The organism is Sphingobium sp. SA916 (assembly GCF_002894065.1).
GTDB classification, from domain to species: domain Bacteria; phylum Pseudomonadota; class Alphaproteobacteria; order Sphingomonadales; family Sphingomonadaceae; genus Sphingobium; species Sphingobium fuliginis.
The window spans coordinates 22846-42818 of record NZ_LXYF01000030.1 but is presented as its reverse complement, the minus strand read 5'-3'; the positions used below and the strand labels follow the sequence as shown (position 1 = coordinate 42818).

The 19973-nt window shown below is 61.2% G+C and carries 18 protein-coding genes; 7 read left to right on the top strand and 11 right to left on the bottom strand.

Annotated features, from left to right (window positions below):
- Nucleotides 1-4 precede the first annotated feature (4 nt).
- The gene (locus A8G00_RS08015; protein WP_037509333.1) at nucleotides 5-748 is read right to left on the bottom strand and encodes a DUF2334 domain-containing protein; all 744 of its coding nucleotides are present in this window, start codon (nucleotides 746-748) and stop codon (nucleotides 5-7) included.
- The gene (locus A8G00_RS08010; RefSeq protein ID WP_037509331.1) at nucleotides 745-1518 is read right to left on the bottom strand and encodes a hypothetical protein; all 774 of its coding nucleotides are present in this window, start codon (nucleotides 1516-1518) and stop codon (nucleotides 745-747) included. The genes A8G00_RS08015 and A8G00_RS08010 overlap by 4 nt, the downstream gene beginning before the upstream one ends.
- A 142-nt stretch (nucleotides 1519-1660) precedes the next feature.
- Between A8G00_RS08010 and A8G00_RS08005 the strand changes: the two genes are divergently transcribed.
- Nucleotides 1661-2719, top strand: a complete 1059-nt coding sequence (locus tag A8G00_RS08005; protein WP_037509330.1) for an endonuclease/exonuclease/phosphatase family protein — start codon at nucleotides 1661-1663, stop codon at nucleotides 2717-2719.
- Here the strand turns inward: A8G00_RS08005 and A8G00_RS08000 are convergent.
- The 9 genes from A8G00_RS08000 to A8G00_RS07960 form a co-directional block, all read right to left on the bottom strand.
- Nucleotides 2691-5078, bottom strand: a complete 2388-nt coding sequence (locus tag A8G00_RS08000; RefSeq protein WP_234781520.1) for a TonB-dependent receptor — start codon at nucleotides 5076-5078, stop codon at nucleotides 2691-2693. The genes A8G00_RS08005 and A8G00_RS08000 overlap by 29 nt on opposite strands.
- A complete protein-coding gene (locus A8G00_RS07995) occupies nucleotides 4984-5931 on the bottom strand; it encodes a FecR domain-containing protein (protein WP_017183064.1) in 948 nt (315 codons plus the stop codon). Before A8G00_RS07995 ends, A8G00_RS08000 begins: the two co-directional genes overlap by 95 nt.
- 57 nt (nucleotides 5932-5988) lie before the next feature.
- A complete protein-coding gene (locus A8G00_RS07990) occupies nucleotides 5989-6516 on the bottom strand; it encodes an RNA polymerase sigma factor (protein ID WP_010335880.1) in 528 nt (175 codons plus the stop codon).
- Nucleotides 6506-7261, bottom strand: a complete 756-nt coding sequence (locus A8G00_RS07985; protein ID WP_017183063.1) for a phosphatase PAP2 family protein — start codon at nucleotides 7259-7261, stop codon at nucleotides 6506-6508. Before A8G00_RS07985 ends, A8G00_RS07990 begins: the two co-directional genes overlap by 11 nt.
- 27 nt (nucleotides 7262-7288) lie before the next feature.
- On the bottom strand, nucleotides 7289-8305 hold the full coding sequence (locus A8G00_RS07980; protein WP_010335878.1) for a YncE family protein: 1017 nt from the start codon (nucleotides 8303-8305) through the stop codon (nucleotides 7289-7291).
- 56 nt (nucleotides 8306-8361) lie between these two features.
- Entirely contained in the window at nucleotides 8362-11436 is a 3075-nt protein-coding gene (locus A8G00_RS07975; protein WP_017183062.1) for an efflux RND transporter permease subunit, read from the bottom strand.
- Nucleotides 11436-12461 (bottom strand): efflux RND transporter periplasmic adaptor subunit, encoded by a 1026-nt coding sequence (locus A8G00_RS07970; protein WP_017183061.1) that lies wholly within the window; start codon nucleotides 12459-12461, stop codon nucleotides 11436-11438. Before A8G00_RS07970 ends, A8G00_RS07975 begins: the two co-directional genes overlap by 1 nt.
- Complete coding sequence (locus A8G00_RS07965) at nucleotides 12458-13777, bottom strand: TolC family protein (protein WP_010335874.1); 1320 nt, start codon at nucleotides 13775-13777, stop codon at nucleotides 12458-12460. The genes A8G00_RS07970 and A8G00_RS07965 overlap by 4 nt, the downstream gene beginning before the upstream one ends.
- Before the next feature lie 80 nt (nucleotides 13778-13857).
- Entirely contained in the window at nucleotides 13858-14175 is a 318-nt protein-coding gene (locus A8G00_RS07960; RefSeq protein ID WP_172451810.1) for a PepSY domain-containing protein, read from the bottom strand.
- A gap of 160 nt (nucleotides 14176-14335) precedes the next feature.
- Between A8G00_RS07960 and A8G00_RS07955 the strand changes: the two genes are divergently transcribed.
- The 6 genes from A8G00_RS07955 (at nucleotide 14336) to A8G00_RS07935 (ending at nucleotide 19968) form a co-directional block, all read left to right on the top strand.
- A complete protein-coding gene (locus A8G00_RS07955; protein WP_010335872.1) occupies nucleotides 14336-15010 on the top strand; it encodes a response regulator transcription factor in 675 nt (224 codons plus the stop codon).
- The gene (locus A8G00_RS07950; protein WP_010335871.1) at nucleotides 15000-16382 is read left to right on the top strand and encodes a HAMP domain-containing sensor histidine kinase; all 1383 of its coding nucleotides are present in this window, start codon (nucleotides 15000-15002) and stop codon (nucleotides 16380-16382) included. Before A8G00_RS07955 ends, A8G00_RS07950 begins: the two co-directional genes overlap by 11 nt.
- A gap of 1 nt (nucleotide 16383) precedes the next feature.
- On the top strand, nucleotides 16384-16542 hold the full coding sequence (locus A8G00_RS25085; RefSeq protein WP_017183059.1) for a hypothetical protein: 159 nt from the start codon (nucleotides 16384-16386) through the stop codon (nucleotides 16540-16542).
- A 143-nt stretch (nucleotides 16543-16685) separates the two neighbouring features.
- The gene (locus A8G00_RS07945) at nucleotides 16686-17882 is read left to right on the top strand and encodes a hypothetical protein (RefSeq protein ID WP_010335870.1); all 1197 of its coding nucleotides are present in this window, start codon (nucleotides 16686-16688) and stop codon (nucleotides 17880-17882) included.
- Complete coding sequence (locus tag A8G00_RS07940; RefSeq protein ID WP_010335869.1) at nucleotides 17882-18670, top strand: glycosyltransferase family 2 protein; 789 nt, start codon at nucleotides 17882-17884, stop codon at nucleotides 18668-18670. The genes A8G00_RS07945 and A8G00_RS07940 overlap by 1 nt, the downstream gene beginning before the upstream one ends.
- Nucleotides 18667-19968: a lipopolysaccharide biosynthesis protein gene (locus tag A8G00_RS07935; RefSeq protein WP_037509322.1), complete on the top strand. Its 1302-nt coding sequence runs from the start codon at nucleotides 18667-18669 to the stop codon at nucleotides 19966-19968. Before A8G00_RS07940 ends, A8G00_RS07935 begins: the two co-directional genes overlap by 4 nt.
- Nucleotides 19969-19973: the final 5 nt, after the last annotated feature.

Here is a 19973-nt window from a genome sequence, read left to right as displayed (position 1 = left end):
CGGTTCAATCGTCCAGCAAATGCCCATAGCGGCTCGGCCGGCGGGTCAGGACCGCCCGCTGCAGAACATCATTGATGCTGAGCATGATAGCCGGCTGGGTCGTGTCACCGGGATGGACGGCGACCCTGAAATTCTCCGACCGGTGCAATAGCGGCGGTAGGAGATATGCGACCGCCAGGGATGATGCCATGCGGAGTTTGCTCCGGCTGGCCCATGTCATGACCGGTCCACGCGCCAGAGTTTGCCCAGTCATGGGTGACCAGATCTTCATATGATCTTCCGCAATTGGGAAACCGAGTTCCTCAAGCGCTGTCAGGGCGGGTTCTCCATACAGCCAGGCCGGCGCAACAAAGCCGGCAATCGGTTGACCGGTAATCTCCTCGATCAGGGCCCGCCCGTCTGCAAGCCGCTGACGGGCCGTGGCGAGATCCAGTCCGAGAAATTCTCCCTCGCCAGCTGTCATGTGCTGAGCCTTGAACCGGGCGCCAAGGCCGCCGTGGCTGGCTCCGTCACGGTGAAACCAGCCATGCAGGAAAATCTCCGCGCCGCTTTCCGCCCATCGGCGAACCCGGCCAGCAAAGGGTGAGCGCGCCGAAATAGGATGATCGCCCCAATGGTTGGGGACCACCAGCATCGCGGTCCGGTCAAGCCGCACATAGGGGGCGACATGATCGACGAGGCGATCCACCTGGCCCTCAAAAGCTGGTCCGACGTCGTGGATCGAGAATAGAAGTCGCTTCTCTTTCATAGATGATAGCGAAAGCTGGCCAGGGCGCGCGCATCGTTGACAATGGCTGATCCCTCCAGGCCGGTGAGATCCATTGCGGGGCGACGCATGTCACTGACGCAAAGGCGCCAATCGATCGATCCGGAGACCCCCGGTGCCGGACTGGCAAGGGCAAGCTCAGGGCCAGAACCGGTCAATGGGGCGCCCCCCAGCGTCTCCGCCAGGCGAGTAAGGGCATCATGCCGTGACGGGCGAGAGATGGACCGATAGTCCAAGGAAAGGCGAGAGCCCCGCGCATCGTCGATGGCAAGCCCGATACTGGCAATATTGGTCGACAACCGGCGGGGGTTGATCTCCACGACATGGAGGCGTCGCCCCATATGCGCGTAATCCCCGTTCAGCGACAGGTTCAGCATATCCATCAATGGTATGGCCGCATTGAAGGATATGCTTCTCAAGGACCAGCGATCCTGATCAGCGCTTCCATCCTGATGAACAAAGGATGCGGCACGGTTGGCGGACAGACGCAGGCTGGAAGGACCAAGCAGCAGATTGAGCGAACGGGATCTGACCCGTGCCAGATCGAAATGATCGGTGGGCGTCGCGACGGCAAGCGCGTAGGTCTTGGGGGCGTGCGCAACCGGTATCCCGTGCAAGAGCCTGGCATTGCTCGCTACCAGTAGGGGAGCATAGCGTGGATCTTCATTGGCGGCTCGAGCCGGCATGGCTTCAAAAGCTCCGAATAAGACCAGCGTCACGATCCCGAACGCATGATGCGCAGATATAATCATCAGCTCACATCTCCCCGTTGCGTGCCTCGACGGCGTGGTGAGATGGAGACCTCAGCTTCAAGCCCAGCAATTTTTTCCGTGATGGAAACTGAGGTGCCCGTGCATTCGCATCGTCGCAGGCGGCGAATACGGGAGACACAATTTGCGGACCTCGAAGGCAGTTCTGATCGCAGCTTCGCTCATGGGCATGCTCGGCGCTGCGGCACCGACCCCGTCATCGCCGGATCTGACGCCCAGGCTCCCGCTGCCTTTCGACGGGCATTTGTCCGTGCTGACCTATAATATCCATGGTCTGCCCTGGCCCGTCGCAAGAGGGCGGACACAGGCATTCGCGCAGATTGTGCAGCATTTGCGGACCATGCGCGAGGATGGGACGCAACCTCACATCATCGTTCTGCAGGAAGCCTTTACGACTGACGCTCGGGCGATCGGCCGGGCAGCGGGCTACCGATATGTAGTGGAAGGTCCGGGCGCGCAGATGCCTGGACAGGGAAATCTGCCGTCCGGCTCGCATGCTCTGACAGACGCTGCCGCATGGTATCATGGTGAAACGCTCGGCAAATATGTCGGAAGCGGGCTTCAGATCCTGTCCGATTATCCGATTGCGGGCGTCCGGAAAATGGCCTTCCCGGCCTTTGCCTGTGCAGGATTTGATTGTCTGGCAAACAAGGGCGCGCTGCTGGTCAGCGTCGCTCTCCCCGGGCAATGGGACAGGGTCGATATCGTCACGACGCATCTGAACAGCAGGCGTGCGTCACGGGTCCAGGATGACCGATCGCTGGCCGCCTACCGATTGCAGGTCGATTATCTCACCAACTTCATTACGAGCGCGCATGATCCATCGCGGCCCCTGATCGTTGCTGGGGACTTTAATGTGGGCAGCGTTCCAGCGCGCAAGCAAATGCTGCTCTCCAGGGCTCAGTCCAGATGGTGTCAGGATGGCGATATTGACGACGCCTATGGAGAAGCGGCCCGTCGTGGCATCGCTCTTTCGGCCGATGCGCGTTTTTCAAGGAAGCGCGCCCGCGACTGGCAGTTTTTCACACCTGGCCGACGTACCGACCTCGAGTTGAGCAGCATCGATGTCCCGTTCGGCCATGAACCGGACGGAACCATGCTGTCTGACCATGTGGGTTATTCTGCGACCTATCAATTGCGCAATCGCCAGCCTCTTACCAGGATCGCGCCAGGGCGAGTGTAAGGGTGCGAGGTCGGATTGGCGTATATTGCGCTTCCTCCCGGATCGCGAAAGGATTGCCGAAGGAGAAGCTGTCACCCCGAATATCGAACAGATTGTCCATATTGACGCTGAGGGTCCAGTGGCCTCGCGTCGCCTCTGCATGGGCGGACGCGGTCGCATAATTGCCCATGCTTCGGTCCAGATCATCGTCGAAGGACAATCTTGCTTTCCCGATATAATTGGCCTGCAGCCCGGTCCTGGCCTGCCAGCCACCGGCCAAGGCGAAGGATTTGCCAAAAGATGCCCGGCCAGCGAAGGCCGGGGCTATGGGAAGGCTGCGATCATCGAGCTTGACGCCATCGGCCGCACGCGTGAGCAAGGCCGACTGCGCGCTGCCACCGGCGGAAATGGTAAAGCCATTGCCCAGATTCCAATCCAGAGCGATCTCGGCTCCGATGATCCGTCCCTTGCCTGCATTGCGGGTAGAGACCAGCCCATCTTCGAGCAGATAGTCCGACTGGATGTCGTTCCAGAGCGTGTAATAGGTGCTAGCTGAAAGGGACCAGCGACCATCAAAGGCAGTCTTGCGAAAGCCAAGATCGAAGGTGCTCAATTCGTCCGCATCGAATTGGCGCGCCGACGTGGTTTCCGCAGGCGCCAGACCTCCAGGACGCATCGCCCTTGCATAGCGGAGATAGACAATACCTGATCCGTTCAATCGATAGGAGATTGCAGCGCTGGGAGACAGGATGGTCTTGCGCGCACGAACGGGCGTGATCCTGGGTTCGTCACCGGTTCCATCGCGCGTGATGCTCTGAAACAGGCGCGCGCCGATCGTCGCATCCAGGCGATTGAAGAGCGGCAAGGTCGCTTCACCGAATATCGCATATTCGACAACCTGCCGATCGTAGATTTCCACTATGGCGGGATCGCCCCCTTCCGGGGTGACGGAAGCCTCCCCTCGAGTGGTCGCCCGAAGGTAGGAAAGGCCAGCAAGCCAATGCTGCTCGCCTTGAGGTGCGATGCGCAGTTCCTGGTTCAGCACCGTATATCGACGATCATCGTCGAACCGGACCTGGCCCGTCAATCCGAACTGGTCGGCAGCGCTGCTGGCATCGAGAATATAGTCGAAACCATGCTCGACATAGCTGGTCGCCGACGTCAGTTCCAGCGTACCGATATTGCCTTTGACGGTGCCATGCCACAGCTTGAAATCATTGTCGGTGGGCTCGGCAATGGGATGATCACGCGACAGCATTTCGTCGGATTGAAGCACATATTGGCTGTCGCGCGCATTGATGTCCTGCAGCATGAAGCCTGCATCGACCGTCCATCGCTCTGAGGGCTGCCATCGCAGCGCTATCCGCGCGCCGACGGTCTCCGTTGAATTGGTCGCCTTGTCGGAACCATCATTGGATATCCAGCCGCCTTCCAGAAGACGATAGCCCACGGCGCGTAATGCCAGGCGGCCATCGACGACAGGCAGGTTCATGATGCCCTCGGCGCCCGTGCCCAATTCGCCATGCTGAACGGCCTGAGCTGACAGTCGCGCCAGGGCATAGCTGTCATCCAGTTCGGCCTTTCTGGTGACGATGTGATAGATGCCACCCAGTGCGCCCGAACCATAGAGCGGCCCTTGCGGTCCCTTGAGGACTTCGATCCGATCGACATCGATGAGCCGGAGATCGGGATCCGGCGCATTGAATGTCACCCTTGCCTCATCGACCTGGACTGCAACCGTCGATTGGCTCAGGCCGTTGAATGGGCTGTCGGCAACCCCGCGGATAAACTGTCGGTTACGCCCTGGTCCCATGTTGGTCATGGCCAGGCCTTCCATGTCGAGGCTGATGTCGCGGGACGTCGGACTTCTCGCTCCCCCCAGCGGATCAAGCGACAGCACGGATACTGATAAGGGGATATTCGCGAGCGGCTGTGGCCGCTTCTGCGCGGTCACGATGATTTCACTTGCCGCAGGCGCCACTGTGGGGGCAGGCGTGCGAGGGGATTGTCGGACTGCGATTACCGCCGGCTTGGGCTCGATACGATAGAGGCGATCACCGATCCTGAGCGCTTGAAGTCCGGTTCCTTCGAGCAACCGCGCCAGGGCTTCCTCGGGCGACAAGCGCCCTTTCACACCACGCGTTTTCAGTTGTGTGACATTGGCCTTGAAGCCGATGGAGATACCCGTCGAGGCGGAGAATTTGTCCATCGCGGCCATGAGCGGCCCGGGCGCGATATCGAGACTGACTACCGGTGCGCGTGCAAGAACCGTTTCCGGGCCAATCTCACCGGCCAGCAGCAATATGCACAAGATCGCCTTGCTGACGCACTTCGAGCCCCATGACGGCCGCCAGGTCGCTGGCAAGTTTCGATCCGTCACCGATGACAAGAATGCCCGAAAAATGCTTGTTCTCCAGCGCGGAATCGACAGAAATCCTCTTGCCCGAATATCGTTCGATGTCGCCAGCCACCATTGCAAGCGGCGCATTCGTATAGGTCAGCCGGCCACTGCGCCAGCTTCCCACTTGGGAGGGCTCTACCGTGCTGAGTGTCAATAGACCATCCTTGCCGACCAACTGATGGCCGGCATCGACCCTGACTGCCGAAGCGGTCTGCGCGCCGGCGACGGAAACCGCCCCCTGTGCGACACCGACCCGCAAGGCAGAGTTTGCAAGATTGACCGAAAAGCGGGTGCCAATATCGGTAACGCGATAGTTGCCGGCCGATACGGTCAGGACGCGCGAGGGATCGTGGCGGACGTCAAAATAGGCCTCCCCCTTCGCAAGCTCGATTTGCCCGTCATTCTTTGCCGATACCAGAATGGCGCTTCCCGGCGACAGGGTGACGCTGGTGCCGCTGGCCAGAGCGATCATGCGCGGCGCTGAGCCTTCGTTGCTGTAGGCAATGGGTCTGGATGTCTGCCAGAATGTCGGGAGCGCAACGGCAAGCGCCAGGCAAGCGGCGAGAGCACCGCCCATCACCAGTCTCGGCTTCCAACGGTGTCTTGGATCGATTTCGGCGACAGGAGGAGAAGGCTCATGGCTCAGAACGTCCCGATGTTCGCGGACAGCAGCATCGACCAGGGCAATCGAATCAAAGGCTTCCCGGTGCCGGGGGTTTGCCTCCAGCCACGCGAGATAGCCGTCCCAATCCGCATCGTCGTGCTCGAGCGCCGCCTGCCAGGCAATCGCCTGGTCAAGCATCGCTTCGTCAAAATCCGCACGCGCCGTCATGGCGATTGCCCTTCCACCTGTTTGATCACTGTGTGACGATATCGTGACGGCATTACCTCAGTCCGTGAGCGCGCGGCGAAGATATTTCATGGCGACGGCCATATGTTTTTCGACGCCGCTCTTGCTGATGCCCAACTGCGCAGCCACCTCGCCATGTGTCAGCCCTCGAAGCTTGTGCAGTTCGAATGCCCTTCTTGCCCCTTCCGGCAGCGTCTCGAGCGCCGTTTTGATGCGCTGCACTTCCTCGCGCGCGATGATCTGGTCCTCGGCGGTTTGCGACCGATCGACCGGGTCGATGCCCGGTGCCGTGAAATCGGTTTCCTGATCGTTCCAGCGCCGCTCCCGAGCCATGCGCCGCTGCTGCTCGCGAAGTCGATCAAGAACGAGATTCTGGGCCATCTTGTAAAGATAGGCGCGACCATTGCCGATCGGCCCTGCCGCCACATTCCTGGCACGCACCCACAATTCCTGAAGCAGATCATCTGCTTCGGCAGCATCTCCGACGCGCGCGATCAGAAAGCGACGTAAATCAGCACGATGAACGCCATAAATGAGCTCAAGATCGCTATCGTCGCTAAGACTCATGATCGCGATTTGACAGATAAACGGACGAACCGGAAAGAGATTCTGGCCCAACGCCTGCTCTGGCGCCCGGCAGCCGATGTGCGATCAGCAACGCCATGGCCGCCCAACTCGCTCCTACGCACCATCCCGCTACCACATCGCTCGGCCAGTGAACGCCCAGGTAGATGCGAGAGCTGCCGATCGCCAGGGTGAGGCAGATTGCCACGGAGATGATGTAGATCCGTACTCGAGGAGCCTGCTCGGCTCTGGCCAGCAAGGCGCCGACCGTAAGATAGACGATAGCGGAGTTCATCGCGTGCCCGCTGGGAAAGCTGGCAGAGCTGACCTCCACCAGATGCTTGACGATATCCGGTCTCGGCCTTGCATATTCAATTTTGAAAAGCGCGCTCATCGCGGCGCCAGCCGCAATGGAGATCGGGAGAAAGAGGGCGGTTACCTGCTTTCGCGCAGCAAGAAGATAGCCCGATGCCAACAGGGTGATGAGCGTCAGCAGATTGATGCCACCCAGCGCGGAAATATCCACCATTGCCGATCGGAGCCAGGCGGGGCCGATCGGAATTGCGCTATCCGAACTGCGACGCAGGCACTGGAGAAGATATCGGTCTATCGCGAAGCTGTCGCCCTCCAATATTTCGGATCCAAGCTTCAGGAAGAGCAATATGCCCGCTGCTGCCGCAAGGAACATGACCAGTATATAGCTGTCGATACGATGCCTGGCGGATAATTTCTGCAGGACAGAGGGCATGAGGTTCCTCGCTGAGGTATTTGACGATCAACCCGCAATTTGGCGGCGCGATATCACAAGCACATGGAAACTGCCTGGCATGGGCTGCAGAGGTCCGCTGCCGCTCGGCGGCGATACCATGTTGGCGACCGGAAGATAGATCGTCCCCGTGGCCGGATCTATCGCGCCGGTGCGCGCGCCAATTTCGGTTTCCACGCGGCCAATCCTGCGGACCTCAGGGCCCTCGAGCGAAAAGATATCGAGTACCCCATCCTTGCCGCAAGGAATGAAGGCCAGTCTATGGGTCTCGTCGATCAGGACTGCGTCAGGTCCCCGCCCAATGTCTACAAGCTTGACCAAGCGGCGGCTTCGCGCATCCACTATCGCGGCCTTGCCATTGGCGCAGGCGGCGATCAGTCGGGTGGACTTCCCGTCGAGAGCAAGGCCGCTGGGGCCCTCGCATCCAGGAAGCGGGATCGACTGTCCCATCTTTCCCGTGATGGTGTCGAGCAGTTCGATCTCGCTGAAATCCTCGTTATTGACGAACATGGTGCCGGTCCGGTCGAGTACCGCATATTCCAGGCCCGGTTTCGCCTTGATTGTTCTTTCGATTTTCATGCTCTGGACATCGACGACCGATATCGTGCCGCTTGTCGCATTCATGACGAAAGCGCGCTTGCCATCGTGGGAGAGGATCGCCGCATCCGGCTTCAATCCGACGGTCAAGCGTGCCAGTTGCTTGCCATTGGCACGCTGAAGGAATCTTACGCTTGCATCGTCGCCGCTGGTCACCAGAAGTCGATCGTCCGAGACCGGCACTGCAGAATGACCGTGAGCGATGACGCCTAGCGAGCCGATCATCTTGTGGGTGCGGGTGTCGATTACCGTCACCTCGCGGGCACGGGCGACATAGAGCTGATGTGTCCGGCTATCGACGCGGGCATAGTCCCATCCCCCATCGGGTCCGGCAATTTTATCGGTGATCCGGTAAGGAGGGGGGCTCGCTGCAGCGAGCGCGCTGCCGCTTCCTGCCAGGGCGGCGAGAAGGAGGAGGGCATGTTTCATGGGCTGTTCCTTCAGATGGGCAGATTGCTGCTGGGGCGCTGGCCCTCTTGATATGGTCATGTGGCCGGTAGGGCTCCCGTCCCGGCTTGTGCCGTTTCGCCGCGCGGCAAAGTCAGTCGCACCAGCACTGGCATCGCCAGCAGCACGAGCGGGAACTGAAGCAGCAGGCCAGCGATGATCGCTATCGCCAGCGGCTGCTGGATGCCCGATCCCTGCCCGATAGCCAGCGCCAGCGGCAGGAGTGTCAACATTGCGGCCAGGGTCGTCATCAGGATCGGTCGCAGGCGATTCCGGCTGGCTTCCCGGGTGGCTTGTGCGGCGGGCATTACGCGGCAGAGTTCCTCGAACTCGGACACGTAGAAGATCGCCATTTCGGTGCCGATGCCGATGATCATCGTCATGCCCATGAGAGCGGTGATGTTGAGGTCCACGCCCGCGAGCCAGAGGGCCGTAAAGACGGCGGTGGTCGAAAGCAGGGAACAGCCGATGATGATGACCGGCAGCCAGAAGCGCCGATACAGGATCAGCAGGAGTATGAGTTCGGCGACCAGGGCCATGGCGAACACCTTGATCAGTCCTGCAAAGGCGATCTGCTGCTGTTGATAGAGGCCGCCCATTTCGTAGCGCACGCCGGTGCCAAGTGCCCCCGGCCTGTCGAGCGCCCTGGTTACGTCACCGACGGCTGCGCCGATACCGCGCCCCTGGATACGCCCCGTCACAGCCACCATCGGCTCGAGATTCTCGCGCGCAATCTGCGGTTGGCCGGTGACGGCCTCGATCGTGGCGACCCGCGAGAGCGGAAATATATGACCGTCGCCAGCCCGGATCGGCAGTTGAGACAGGCCATCCTGGCTGAGCGTCATTGTCTCGGCCAAGCGGACACGCACATCGACCGCCTTGCTGGGCTGCGCCAGTGTCGTGGCGATCGCCCCGGTAAGAGCGGTGGAAAGCTGCGCCTCGACATCTGCGGGGGCGACTCCTTCGATTCCGGCGCGAACAGGATCGACATGGACGTTGAGCGCGTCGCCGGCGAGTTGCACGCCGTCCTTCACCTCGATGACGCCTGGAATTTGCCCGATCAAGGCTGCAACTTTGCGTGCCTCGCTCTGTAGAATGCCAGGATCAGCGGCATAAAGCTTTACCTCGATCGGTTGAGGAACAGCCGTCAGATCGCCGATGAGATCCTCCATCAACTGCGCGACTTCCACTTCAACACCGGGAACCTTGATGGCGATCTCGCTTGCGATCGAGGCGGCAAGCACTTCGGTCGGCGTGCTGTGATCCGGCTTCAGTCGCACAAAATAGTCGCCATGATAGCTTTGTCCGAGGTCGCCCCCGAGCCCGGTGCCGAGGCGACGCGAGAAGGTCAGCACCTGGGGATTGGCACGCAGCATCGCATCGATCTGCCCGACCTGTCGGCCGGTCTCCTCGAGCGATGTGCCGGGCGCCGTGAAATAATCCATGATGAAGCCGCCTTCATCGACCTTCGGCATGAACCCGGTGGGCACATTGGAATAGCCGACAAAGCCGATCAGCAGCAGCGGGCCTGCGATCATGGCAAGGAGCCATGGACGAGCCGAAAGGCGATCGAGCGTACGCTCATGTAGACGCCCAATACGTCCGTCACCGGCCAGTCCAGGATCATGCCACTGGTTGAAATCGATCAGCCAGCGCGCGAGTATCGGAACGACGAAGGCCGTCATCGCCCAGGAAAGAGCCAGTGCTCCGGCCATGGTGATGGAAAGAGCCTTGGAAAAGGCACCGGTCACGCCGGTCAGGAAGGACAGCGGCAGAAACACGATCAAGGTGGCAAGGCTGGAGCCGGTGAGTGGTACCATGAACTCTCGCGCTGCGGGCAGGACGGCGGCGTCGCCGAGTGGCTTCCCATCGCTGCCAAGGGCGCCCGCCCGCCGCGCAATATGTTCGACCATCACGATTACATCGTCGATGAGCAGGCCGACGGCCGCTGCAATGCCGCCAAGGGTCATGATGTTGAAGCTCATGCCGAGCAGCGAAAGCAGCAATATTGTCGCTGCCAATGTGGCGGGGACGACGATCACCGCGATCAGCGTCACGCGCCAACTGCGCAGGAACCACAACAGGACGAGGCCGGCCAGGACAAGGCCGATCAATACGGCATCACGCACGCTTGCTGCAGATTGGGTGACCAGTTCGCTTTGATCATACCAGTTCACCAGCTTGACGCCGGCTGGCAGTTTTACGCCAGCCAGCTTTGCCTGCACTTCACGGGCTATCTGGACCGCGTTGCCATCGGGCTGCTCATAGATATTGAACAGCACCGCAGGCTTGCCGTCGTCGACGATGCGCTGCCAAACCGGAACCGCGCCGTCCTGGACGGTCGCGACATCGCGGACGTGAACGATCCCGGCAGTTGCAGCCTTGATGACGATGTTGCCGACGTCGCCCGCACTGATGATGCTGCGGTCGGCGATGACCAACGACAGACGGCCGCGATCCTGCACCTGGCCGACCGCGCTCAACACATTGCCATTGCGGATTGCGCTGGCCAGGTCGGTCATCGACAGGCCGTGATCGGCTAATCGATATGGGTCGGCGAGCACCTGTACCTCGGCGGTATCACCGCCTTGGACACCGACACGCGCCAGGCCATTGATCGATGAAAGCAGGGGCGTGATCTGATAGGTGGCCAAATCCTGCAAGGCCACCGGGTCGCCATGCTCGGATACCAGCGCATAGGAGATGATCGGAAAGACCGTAGGATCCATGCGACGGACGTCATATTGGGTGCCGGCGGGCAGCGACGGCAATATCCGCCCCAAAGCCGTGTCGACCAGCAAAGTGCTGGCGACCATGTCGCGCCCCCAGCCAAAATCGACCGAGATCTGCGCCGATCCGCGGCTCGTTTCCGAGCGGACATTCTGGACGCCGGGTATGGCGCGGATCGCTTCTTCTGCCGGGCGGGTAATTGTGAGCGCCGTCTGGTCGGCCGGACGGCTTCCGGCGTTGAGATCGACCACCACCCGAGGGAAGGACACCTGGGGAAACAGTCCCGTGGGCAGCGATAGCGATGCAACGACACCTGCCAGCGCAAGCGCCATGGCGATGAGAACCAATGTACGCGCTTGCGTACGGAGCAGATATTCCAGCATCAGTTGCTCCACCGCACGGCGTCGCCGTCACTGACCTGATAGGCGCCCGAGACGATCAGCGGCTTGCCTGGATCAAGTGCGCCCTCGACGACATCGCCCCGGTCGGAGGCAAGCAGGATGCGGATCGGGATCGCCCGGGCCTGGCGATTGGCCACCTGAAACAGGCGGGCCGGGCCGCCAGCCGTCACCACCGACTGATGTGGCACGATCCAGCCGGAAACCTGGCCGGTCTCGATGGCTACCTGCATGGCTTCGCCGGGGAGCAGCGCGCCAGCCGGGAAGCTGACATCAACATCGATCAGTCGGGTGAGTGGGTTAAGAGCGCTGTCTGCCCGAACGACTTGTCCTGCCAGGCTTTGCCCGCCCGAAAGCCGCTTGAGCGATGCAGGCATGCCTACCGCTACGCGGCCATGGACGGCGGGATCGACCCCAACGGTGACGACAATCCCACCGGCCCTGGCAACCGTGACGATCGGGGCGCCAGCCTGCAGGCGATCGCCCTGTGCGACAGATATGCTGGTCACGATCCCGTCAAAGGGCGCGACAAGCGTGCGGGCTGCCTGCCCCGCCCCTTCCGCCTGAAGGGCTGCGAGTGCATGTTGCGCGTCGGAAACCGCCTTGTTCGCCTGGGTGAGCTGATCCTGGGTCGCGAGTTGTTGCGAGAGGAGTTGCGCTGTCGTCGCAGCCTGTTTGCGCGCGGCAGCCAGCCCGCTCGAGGCCTGCTCATAAGCGCTGCGGGCCGAGGGCGCGACCATGAAAGTCGCCAGGGATTGGCCCGCTTTCACGGCCGTGCCGGGCGCTACCAGCAGCGCGGTAACCTGTCCGGGTTGCGCAACGCTCAGGCTCTGTGTTCCATTGATGGCAGGTGCCACGGTGCCATAGCAGTCGAGCGTTGCCGGCAGTGCGCCACGCCGCGCTGTCACTGTGCTGACCAATGTCGTCGGCGCATCGCTCGGCGCCACTGGCGTATTTCCGCATCCTGCAAGAAGCAGGACGATGGGCGCAAGGAAAGCTGCGCCCTTCATCGTGCCGCATCCGGCGCAGTCAGCGCATCTGCCTTGGGCAGGCCCGATCCGATGAGGGTCTGTATGGCGATCTGGCGATCGAGGAGCGCAAGTTCGAGTGTCATGATTTCCTGCTCCTTGGTGAAGCGATTGGAAACGAGGTCGACATAGCCGCGCTCGTCGAGATTGGACGCGCCAAAGGCGGCCTGTGCCCGCTCGGCAGCAAGGCGTGCGGCGGGAAGATCATGCCGGGCCGTCATGAGCTGGGCTGAAAGCTGCTCTGCCTCGCTCAACATGGCTTCGACTGTGCCCATCGTGGCCGCGAGCCGCGCGGAATAATCGGCATGAAGCTGTTCGCGGGTAGCCCGGGCGATGGCGATATTGCCCTGGTTGCGATCAAATATCGGCAGGCCGATCTGAATATTCGGGCCACCATTGATGACCTTGGCATTGTCGCTTGCGACGCTTCCGCCAAGGTTCATGTCGGGAAATTGGGAAAGGATCGCCTGGCGCACTTGCTCGTCTGACGAGGCATAGCCCATGCGCAGGGCTATGAGATCGGGGCGGCGAGCCGGCAAGTTGGGAAGATCGGCCCTGATCGCTGCCATGTCGAATGGTGGGAGATCGACCTGCTCGGCCAATGGAAGCTGCGCGTCGGGCGTGAGGCCCAGCAATGCATTGAGCTGATGCTTGAGACCAAGTTGACGCTGATCCAGGGCATCGAGCGCGGCGCGGGCAGACTGCAAAGCCAGTCGATCGGGCGCGACCGTCACCAGCGTCACGCTATGCGCTGCCAATGCCTTCTCAAGCTTGGTGTTGCGCTCGACCAGAAGCGTGTAGGCTCCAGCATAGCTCGGGCGGGCGCGGTTCCCCATGATGAGGTCGCAGGCGAGTTGGCGCGCCTGGCCTGCAACCTGCCATTCCTGCCAGATGATGTCGGCTGCGACCTGTTGTTCACTGTCGGCGGCGGCACGGCGCCTGGAACGGTAGGTGACCAGGCTCTTGATATCCTGCGCAATGCCCAGATTCCACGCCGGTACGCTGCCGGCGCCGGATAGCAGCGGCAGCAGTGCGCCGCTCAGCGACGGATTGGGCAGAAGGCCGGCTTGCAATGTCTGTCCGGTGGCGATGCCGCGCTTGAACCGGATCGCCCTGAGATCGGGATTGTTCGCAAGGGCAAGGGTAACCACCTGCTCCACGCCAAGCGGTTCGCTGGGGATGGACGGATCCAGCGAGCGAAGATCAGGCGCGAGCGGCGCCTGGGTTGCGAGCGGCAGAGGCGTATAATGCGCGCAGCCAGCAAGCGACAGTGCCAGCAGGCTAAGGCTTGCAGACATGGGAAGGCGACGTGGCATGAGAAGGCTGACCCCTGTTTATGGAGCGACCGGGCCGGTTGGCCTGGCCCGGTACCAGGCGCTCAATCCGGGTTATGGCCTTCAGGCACATTTTCGAGCGGTTTGCCCGTCACGGCGTCGATGCCCACTTCATAGGCCCGTCCCTTGCTCATGATGTCGAAGGAATAGCGCAGTCCGCTGCCGCCCTTTTCCTTTTCCATTTCCTGATCGGTTATCGTGCCGGGGCGCAGCTTGAGCGCCGCCATCCGCGCAGCAGCGAGCGAGAGCTTGGATTGAGCAGCATATTGGCTGCCCTTGAGTTTTGCAGCGGGCGCGGCGGGCAGCATCGTGGCAATGCTGCCAATCAGGGCAGCCGCCAGGGCGGTTGGCATCCTTTTCATGGCGATATCCTCCTGCGCGAATCTGCGCATTACCCGCTCTAGCGGTCGCCAGTTTCGCGCAGCGTGACGCGAACATTGATAATCCCCAACTTGCGGGGACGAAGGAAGATGAAGCAAAATCCTTCTGTTGAAGACCAGGATCGTGCGATGAGGACGGGCGATGAAGCTGCTGCTGCTCGAGGATGATGAAACGACGCGCGTCCATCTCGAGCGCGTCCTGACTGCTGCCGGTCATGTGCTGGATGTGTGCGACAATGGCCGCGATGCGATCTTCCTGGGATCAAGCGGGGACCATGCCGTCCTCATTCTCGACCGAATGGTACCGGGCCTTGACGGATTGGCGGTCTTGAAAGCGCTGCGCGCAGCTGGCGTGAGAGCGCCAGCCCTGTTCCTCACCGCCATGAATGGCGTCGAAGACCGCGTCGAGGGGCTTGAAGCGGGCGCAGATGACTATCTCGCCAAACCTTTCGCCGCGACCGAACTGCTTGCCCGCGTCAATGCGCTGGCGCGTCGTCCGCCCATCGCCGAAACAGTTTCCGTTCTTGAGGTCTCCGATCTCAGCCTGGACAGGATCAAGCGAACGGTGCTCCGAGGCGGTAATCGGATCGAATTGCAGGCGCAGGAATTCAAGCTGCTCGAATATCTGATGCTGCATGCCGGGGAGATCGTCACAAGGACGATGCTCCTCGAAAATGTCTGGTCATTCCATTTTGATCCGAGAACCAACATCATCGAAAGCCATGTCAGTCGGCTGCGCGCCAAGGTCGATCGCGGATTTGGCAGGGAACTGATCCAGACCGTGCGCGGGGCGGGATATCGTATCGATGACGTTTGAAGCCGTGCTGCGTGCGCCCTTGCGTAGCGCGGCGTTTCGTTTTGCCGTGCTGCTGGCCCTGATCTTTGCGATCGGGGCTGGGGCACTTCTGTTCACTGTTCGGAGCCAGATTGGACATTATGCAGCCGAGGCGACGAGCGGCCGATTGAAGGCGGAAGTTGCCATCCTTGGCGGCGAATATGCGCAGCTAGGACAATCGGGCCTGACCGATGCCATCGCGCGCCACCAGAGCGTGGGCGATGACGCGCAATTTCACTATCTGCTGGTCGATGCGCAGCGGCGGCGTCTTGCCGGCGACCTGCCGGTCAGCGCGGCCCGGGTTGGCACATATGCGCTCGAAATGGTTGAGCATGACAGCGGCCCGGTCAGCGGTCGGTTGGAGACGCTGACGGCGCTGGGGACGAGCCTACCGGACGGCCTGACGCTGGTCGTCGCCACCGACAATTTCGATGTGCTGGATCTGCGCAGTCGCCTCCTTGCCTTCACCCTGCTCAGCGGGGTGGGCATTACGCTGTTCGTTCTGGTGGGCGGTTTCCTGGCGGCCGTCCTATTCCTGCGGCGCCTGGAACGCGTAAATCTGGCGGTAAGCCGGATTGTCGAAGGCGAGCGGGAGGAGCGATTGCCGATGATCGGCTTTGGCCCGGAATTTGACGGGCTCGCCCACAATCTCAACATCATGCTCGATCGCAACGAGGCGGCTATGGAGGCCCTCCGCCAGGTTTCCACCGACATAGCCCACGACCTGCGTACCCCCCTCACAAGGCTGCACCAGCAACTGGAGCAGATGCGGGATGCCGATCCGATCGAGCCGGCGGCAGTGGAGGCAGCGCTGGCACAGACATCGGGCCTGCTTGCCACATTCAACGCCCTTCTGCGCATTGGCACCGTGGAGGGAGGAATTGGGCGCAGGCGGTTCAAGGCCGTGGATTTGAGCGAACTCATGGATCGGATCCAGCAACTCTATGAGCCTGTTGCGGAAGATGGCGACCACCATCTCCTTGCCGACCATGCCGGAAATATTCTGATCCATGGCGATGGCGAGTTGCTTACCCAATTGGTGATCAACCTCATCGAAAACGCCCTCGTTCATACGCCTGCCGGCACACGGATCACCTCACGACTCCGCTATCAGGATACTTCGCCTGTCATCGAGATCTGCGATGATGGCCCAGGCATACCAGCAGACGAGCGGGAAAAGGTGTTCGGTCGCTTCTATCGCCTGGATGCCAGTCGCAACACCGAGGGCTCCGGATTGGGGCTGGCGCTCGTGGCCGCGATAGCGAACTTGCATCAAGCACATTGCACAATCTGTGAGGATAGTGCCGGCATGTGTGTGCAAGTCACCTTTCCGACGCTTCAGCCCCAAGGATGATATGGCATCGCCCGTCGATGCGATCAGGTCGGGTCTGCGCAACGGCTTGCCGGATATTCTGCAGGACGGAACGAACGGCGCAAATGGCGGAAAGCAGCAACGCCGGAATGGCATTGAAGGTAATTGCCCGCAGCAACTGACCTTCAAGCCACAGGTCTGAAAGCGCCCTGCTATCAACGGGCCAATCGTACAGAATATGGAGAGAACGAAGCTCCAGATCGCAAAACTCATCGGATGGCGCCTTCCGCAAATATTTTTCGTTCGTGAGCTGAGGTGGCTCCAGTGCCACGGCGTCAGCGCCCCATGCGCATCGGCTTCCTGTTCAACCATGATCAGATCCACCAACTGGCCCACAGCCTGCCCATAGCGATTTCACTCGCTGCGGGCGGTTTTGCCGGCGAGATCATCATCGCAACAACAAATGATCGCCTGGCCCATGAGGTGCGGCGGTTGGCGGGACCGTTACTGGGATCAAGGATCCAGCATGTCGAACTCGGCCTGACGACGCGGTCGGAGCGGCTTGTCGGGATGCTGGGCAGCATGATCCCGGCCAGGAAATTGCTGCTCTATCGGGACAATCTCGAATTTTTCCGTAGCCTGGACATGCTTGTCGTGGCGGAGAAGACATCTCTGCTCCTCAAGAAGCGCTATGGCCTCGACAAGCTCTTCATGATTCATACGCGTCATGGCGCGGGCGATCGTGCGATCGGCTTTGACAAGGCCAGTGCCGGGTTCGACCATGTTCTGTGTTCGGGCGAGAAGATCCGTCGCCGGCTGATCGCTGAAGCCGGGATTGATCCCTCTACCATCAGCATCGTGGGCTATCCCAAATTCGATCTTGTTCGGCAGGCGGGCAGAACCCAGCATTTTTCCCGCGAGCGGCCGATCATTTTATATAATCCGCACTGCTCGCCGCATCTTTCTTCCTGGTACAAGCATGGCAGACAGGTGCTCGATCATTTCGTCGAGCGGGATGCGCAAGAGCTTATTTTTGCACCCCATGTAATGCTCTTCGAAAGGCCGTTCGTAGTCACGATAGACAAGTTGAGCGTCAATCGCCCGGGGACCATCGCGAAGCGCTTTCTGCATGGCGACAATATCCATATTGACCTCGGCAGCCGGGCATCGACCGATATGAGCTATACGCTGATCGCCGATGTCTATCTGGGCGACGCGAGTAGCCAGGTCTATGAATTTCTGCTGCGTCCGCGACCCTGTGTGTTTCTCAACAGCCATGGCATCGACTGGCGGGGGGATCCGAACTTTGCGCACTGGCGAGCCGGCGAAGTCATCTCGGATCCCAAGGATCTTGGCCCGGCTCTCGCCCGCGCAAATGGTCTGCATCGCGATCACTACCAAGCCATTCAGGAGAATCTGTTCGCCGACAGCTTCGATCTGGACGGCCGACCGTCGTCAGACCGGGCAGCGGCGGTCATCACGCAGCTTGCAGACAAGCGCCGAGGCAACGTCGTTGGCTTCAGCAATTTTCGTGCTGCCTGATGTCCTCGCTGACCATCATTCTGCCTTTCTTCAATGAGGAAGGCTGGATCGACAAGACGGTTCAGACCCTTGCGATTCAAAGTGATATTCGTTTCCGACTGCTTCTTATCGACAATGGCTCGACTGACAACGGCACCGAACAAGCGCGCGAGGCAGCCCGATCTCTCGGATCCAGGGCAGAGATATTGTCGTGCCCGACCCCCGGGAAAATTCACGCCATGGCGCTTGGCCTGTCGAGGGTTGAGACCGCCTTTGTGGCGATCTGTGATGCGGACACGGAATATCCGATCGACTATGTAAAGCGCATCCTCGACCTGTTTACGGGCGATCCGGAAGCGGCCTCGGTGATGGCCATCGACCTTTATGCGCCGCTGGAGAGCGCTGAGTCACGAAAACGGACCGATTTCATCCTGCGCAAGAGCCGACGTTTCTCGGCGAAATGTCATGCCGGTGGCTATGCCCAGGCCTATCGCACGGATGCCTTGCGGGCAGCAGGCGGCTTCGACGCCAAACGATGGCCCTATGTCCTTGAGGATCATGAAATCGTGCATCGCGTGATGACGCATGGCCGCGCCATCTACGACCGGGATCATGTCTGTTTTCCCTCAGCGCGGCGATCATGCCGCAAGGCCGTAAGCTGGACACGGGCCGAACGGCTGATCTACCGCTACACGCCGCGATTTGCCCTGGACTGGTATTTCTACACTTTCCTCGGCCGGCGTCTTGCGGCACGCAACGGCACGGGCGATGCCCTGCGCATGAAAGACTGGCCTGCCCAACGCCCATGATCGAACGAGCAACCGTTACAGGGCGTATTTTCAGGGGATTGGGACTTGTGCTCGGCGGCAAGGCCGGCGCCGGGCTCATCAGTCTCGTCTATCTTGTCATCGCCGCGCGCGCCCTGGGGCCGCATGACTATGGCATATTGGTTCTCGTCCATGCCTATGTGACGGCGATATGCGGCATCGTCGAATTTCCGGCCTGGCAGGCGATCGTGCGCTATGGCGCGGAGGCGCGACAGGAAGGGGCATCGCACCGCCTCGCACGTCTGCTTCGTTTCGGTGCCAAGGTCGAACTGGCGGGCGGCGTCGCGGCGATCATCGCCGCCATGCTGCTGGCGCCCTGGGTCGGACCACATCTGGGCTGGCCGCCCGAAACCATGGCTTTCGCCATTCCTTACAGCTTCGCCGTGCTGGGATCGGTGCGCTCTACGCCGGCGGGCTATCTGCAACTGATCGACCGCTTCGACCTTATCGGCCTGCACAATATGGTCCAGCCGCTCGTGCGCCTGTGCGGAGCCTCGCTGGCGCTGCTGTTCGGCTGGGGGCTCAAGGGCTTCCTCGCTGCCTGGCTGCTGGCCGCCATCGCCGAGTTCGCGGTACTCTGGGGCATGGGGCTTATCTGTGCCTACACAAGACTGGGCGCGGTCCTGATCCGTCCACAGGCGGGTAATGTGGCAAGCGAAAATGCCGGCATCTGGCGGTTCCTGGTGGCCAGCAATGCCGATGTCACGCTAGCGGAACTGGCTGGGCGGCTCGCACCGCTGATCGTCGGCTGGGTCATGGGGCCTGCCGTCGCCGGGCTTTTCGCGGTCGCCCAGCGCGCGACCGTGATCATCTCGCAGCCGGCACAGATATTGGGGAACACCGCCTATGCCGAACTGGCAGGGATGGTTGCCTCCGGCCAAGGCGGCGCACCGCTCCGCCGCACGCTTGTGCGCGTCATTCTGATCGCGATCGCCGCGGCCTTGCCCGTGGTCATCCTGGCGGCGCTTTTCCCGACCATGATGGTTACCCTGCTGGCGGGCAGCGCGTTCCAGGCGGCCGGCGCGGTCATGGTGGTTCTGATCATTGCGCGGGTAATCGCGCTGGTCGGACCGCCCTGCAGCTCTGCGCTTTCCGCTATGGGATATCCGGCCCTGTCGATGAGCGCGAACCTCTTTGCGAGCCTCATTTTCCTGCCGGCGCTGCCCTGGTTGCTCGGGTCGTTCGGGCTGATGGGCGCAGGGATACAGGCCGTTGGTCAGGCCCTGATTGCCAGTCTCCTGCTGGGCGGCCTGGCCTGGCACCGGAGCCTGTCGCAGTGAACGGC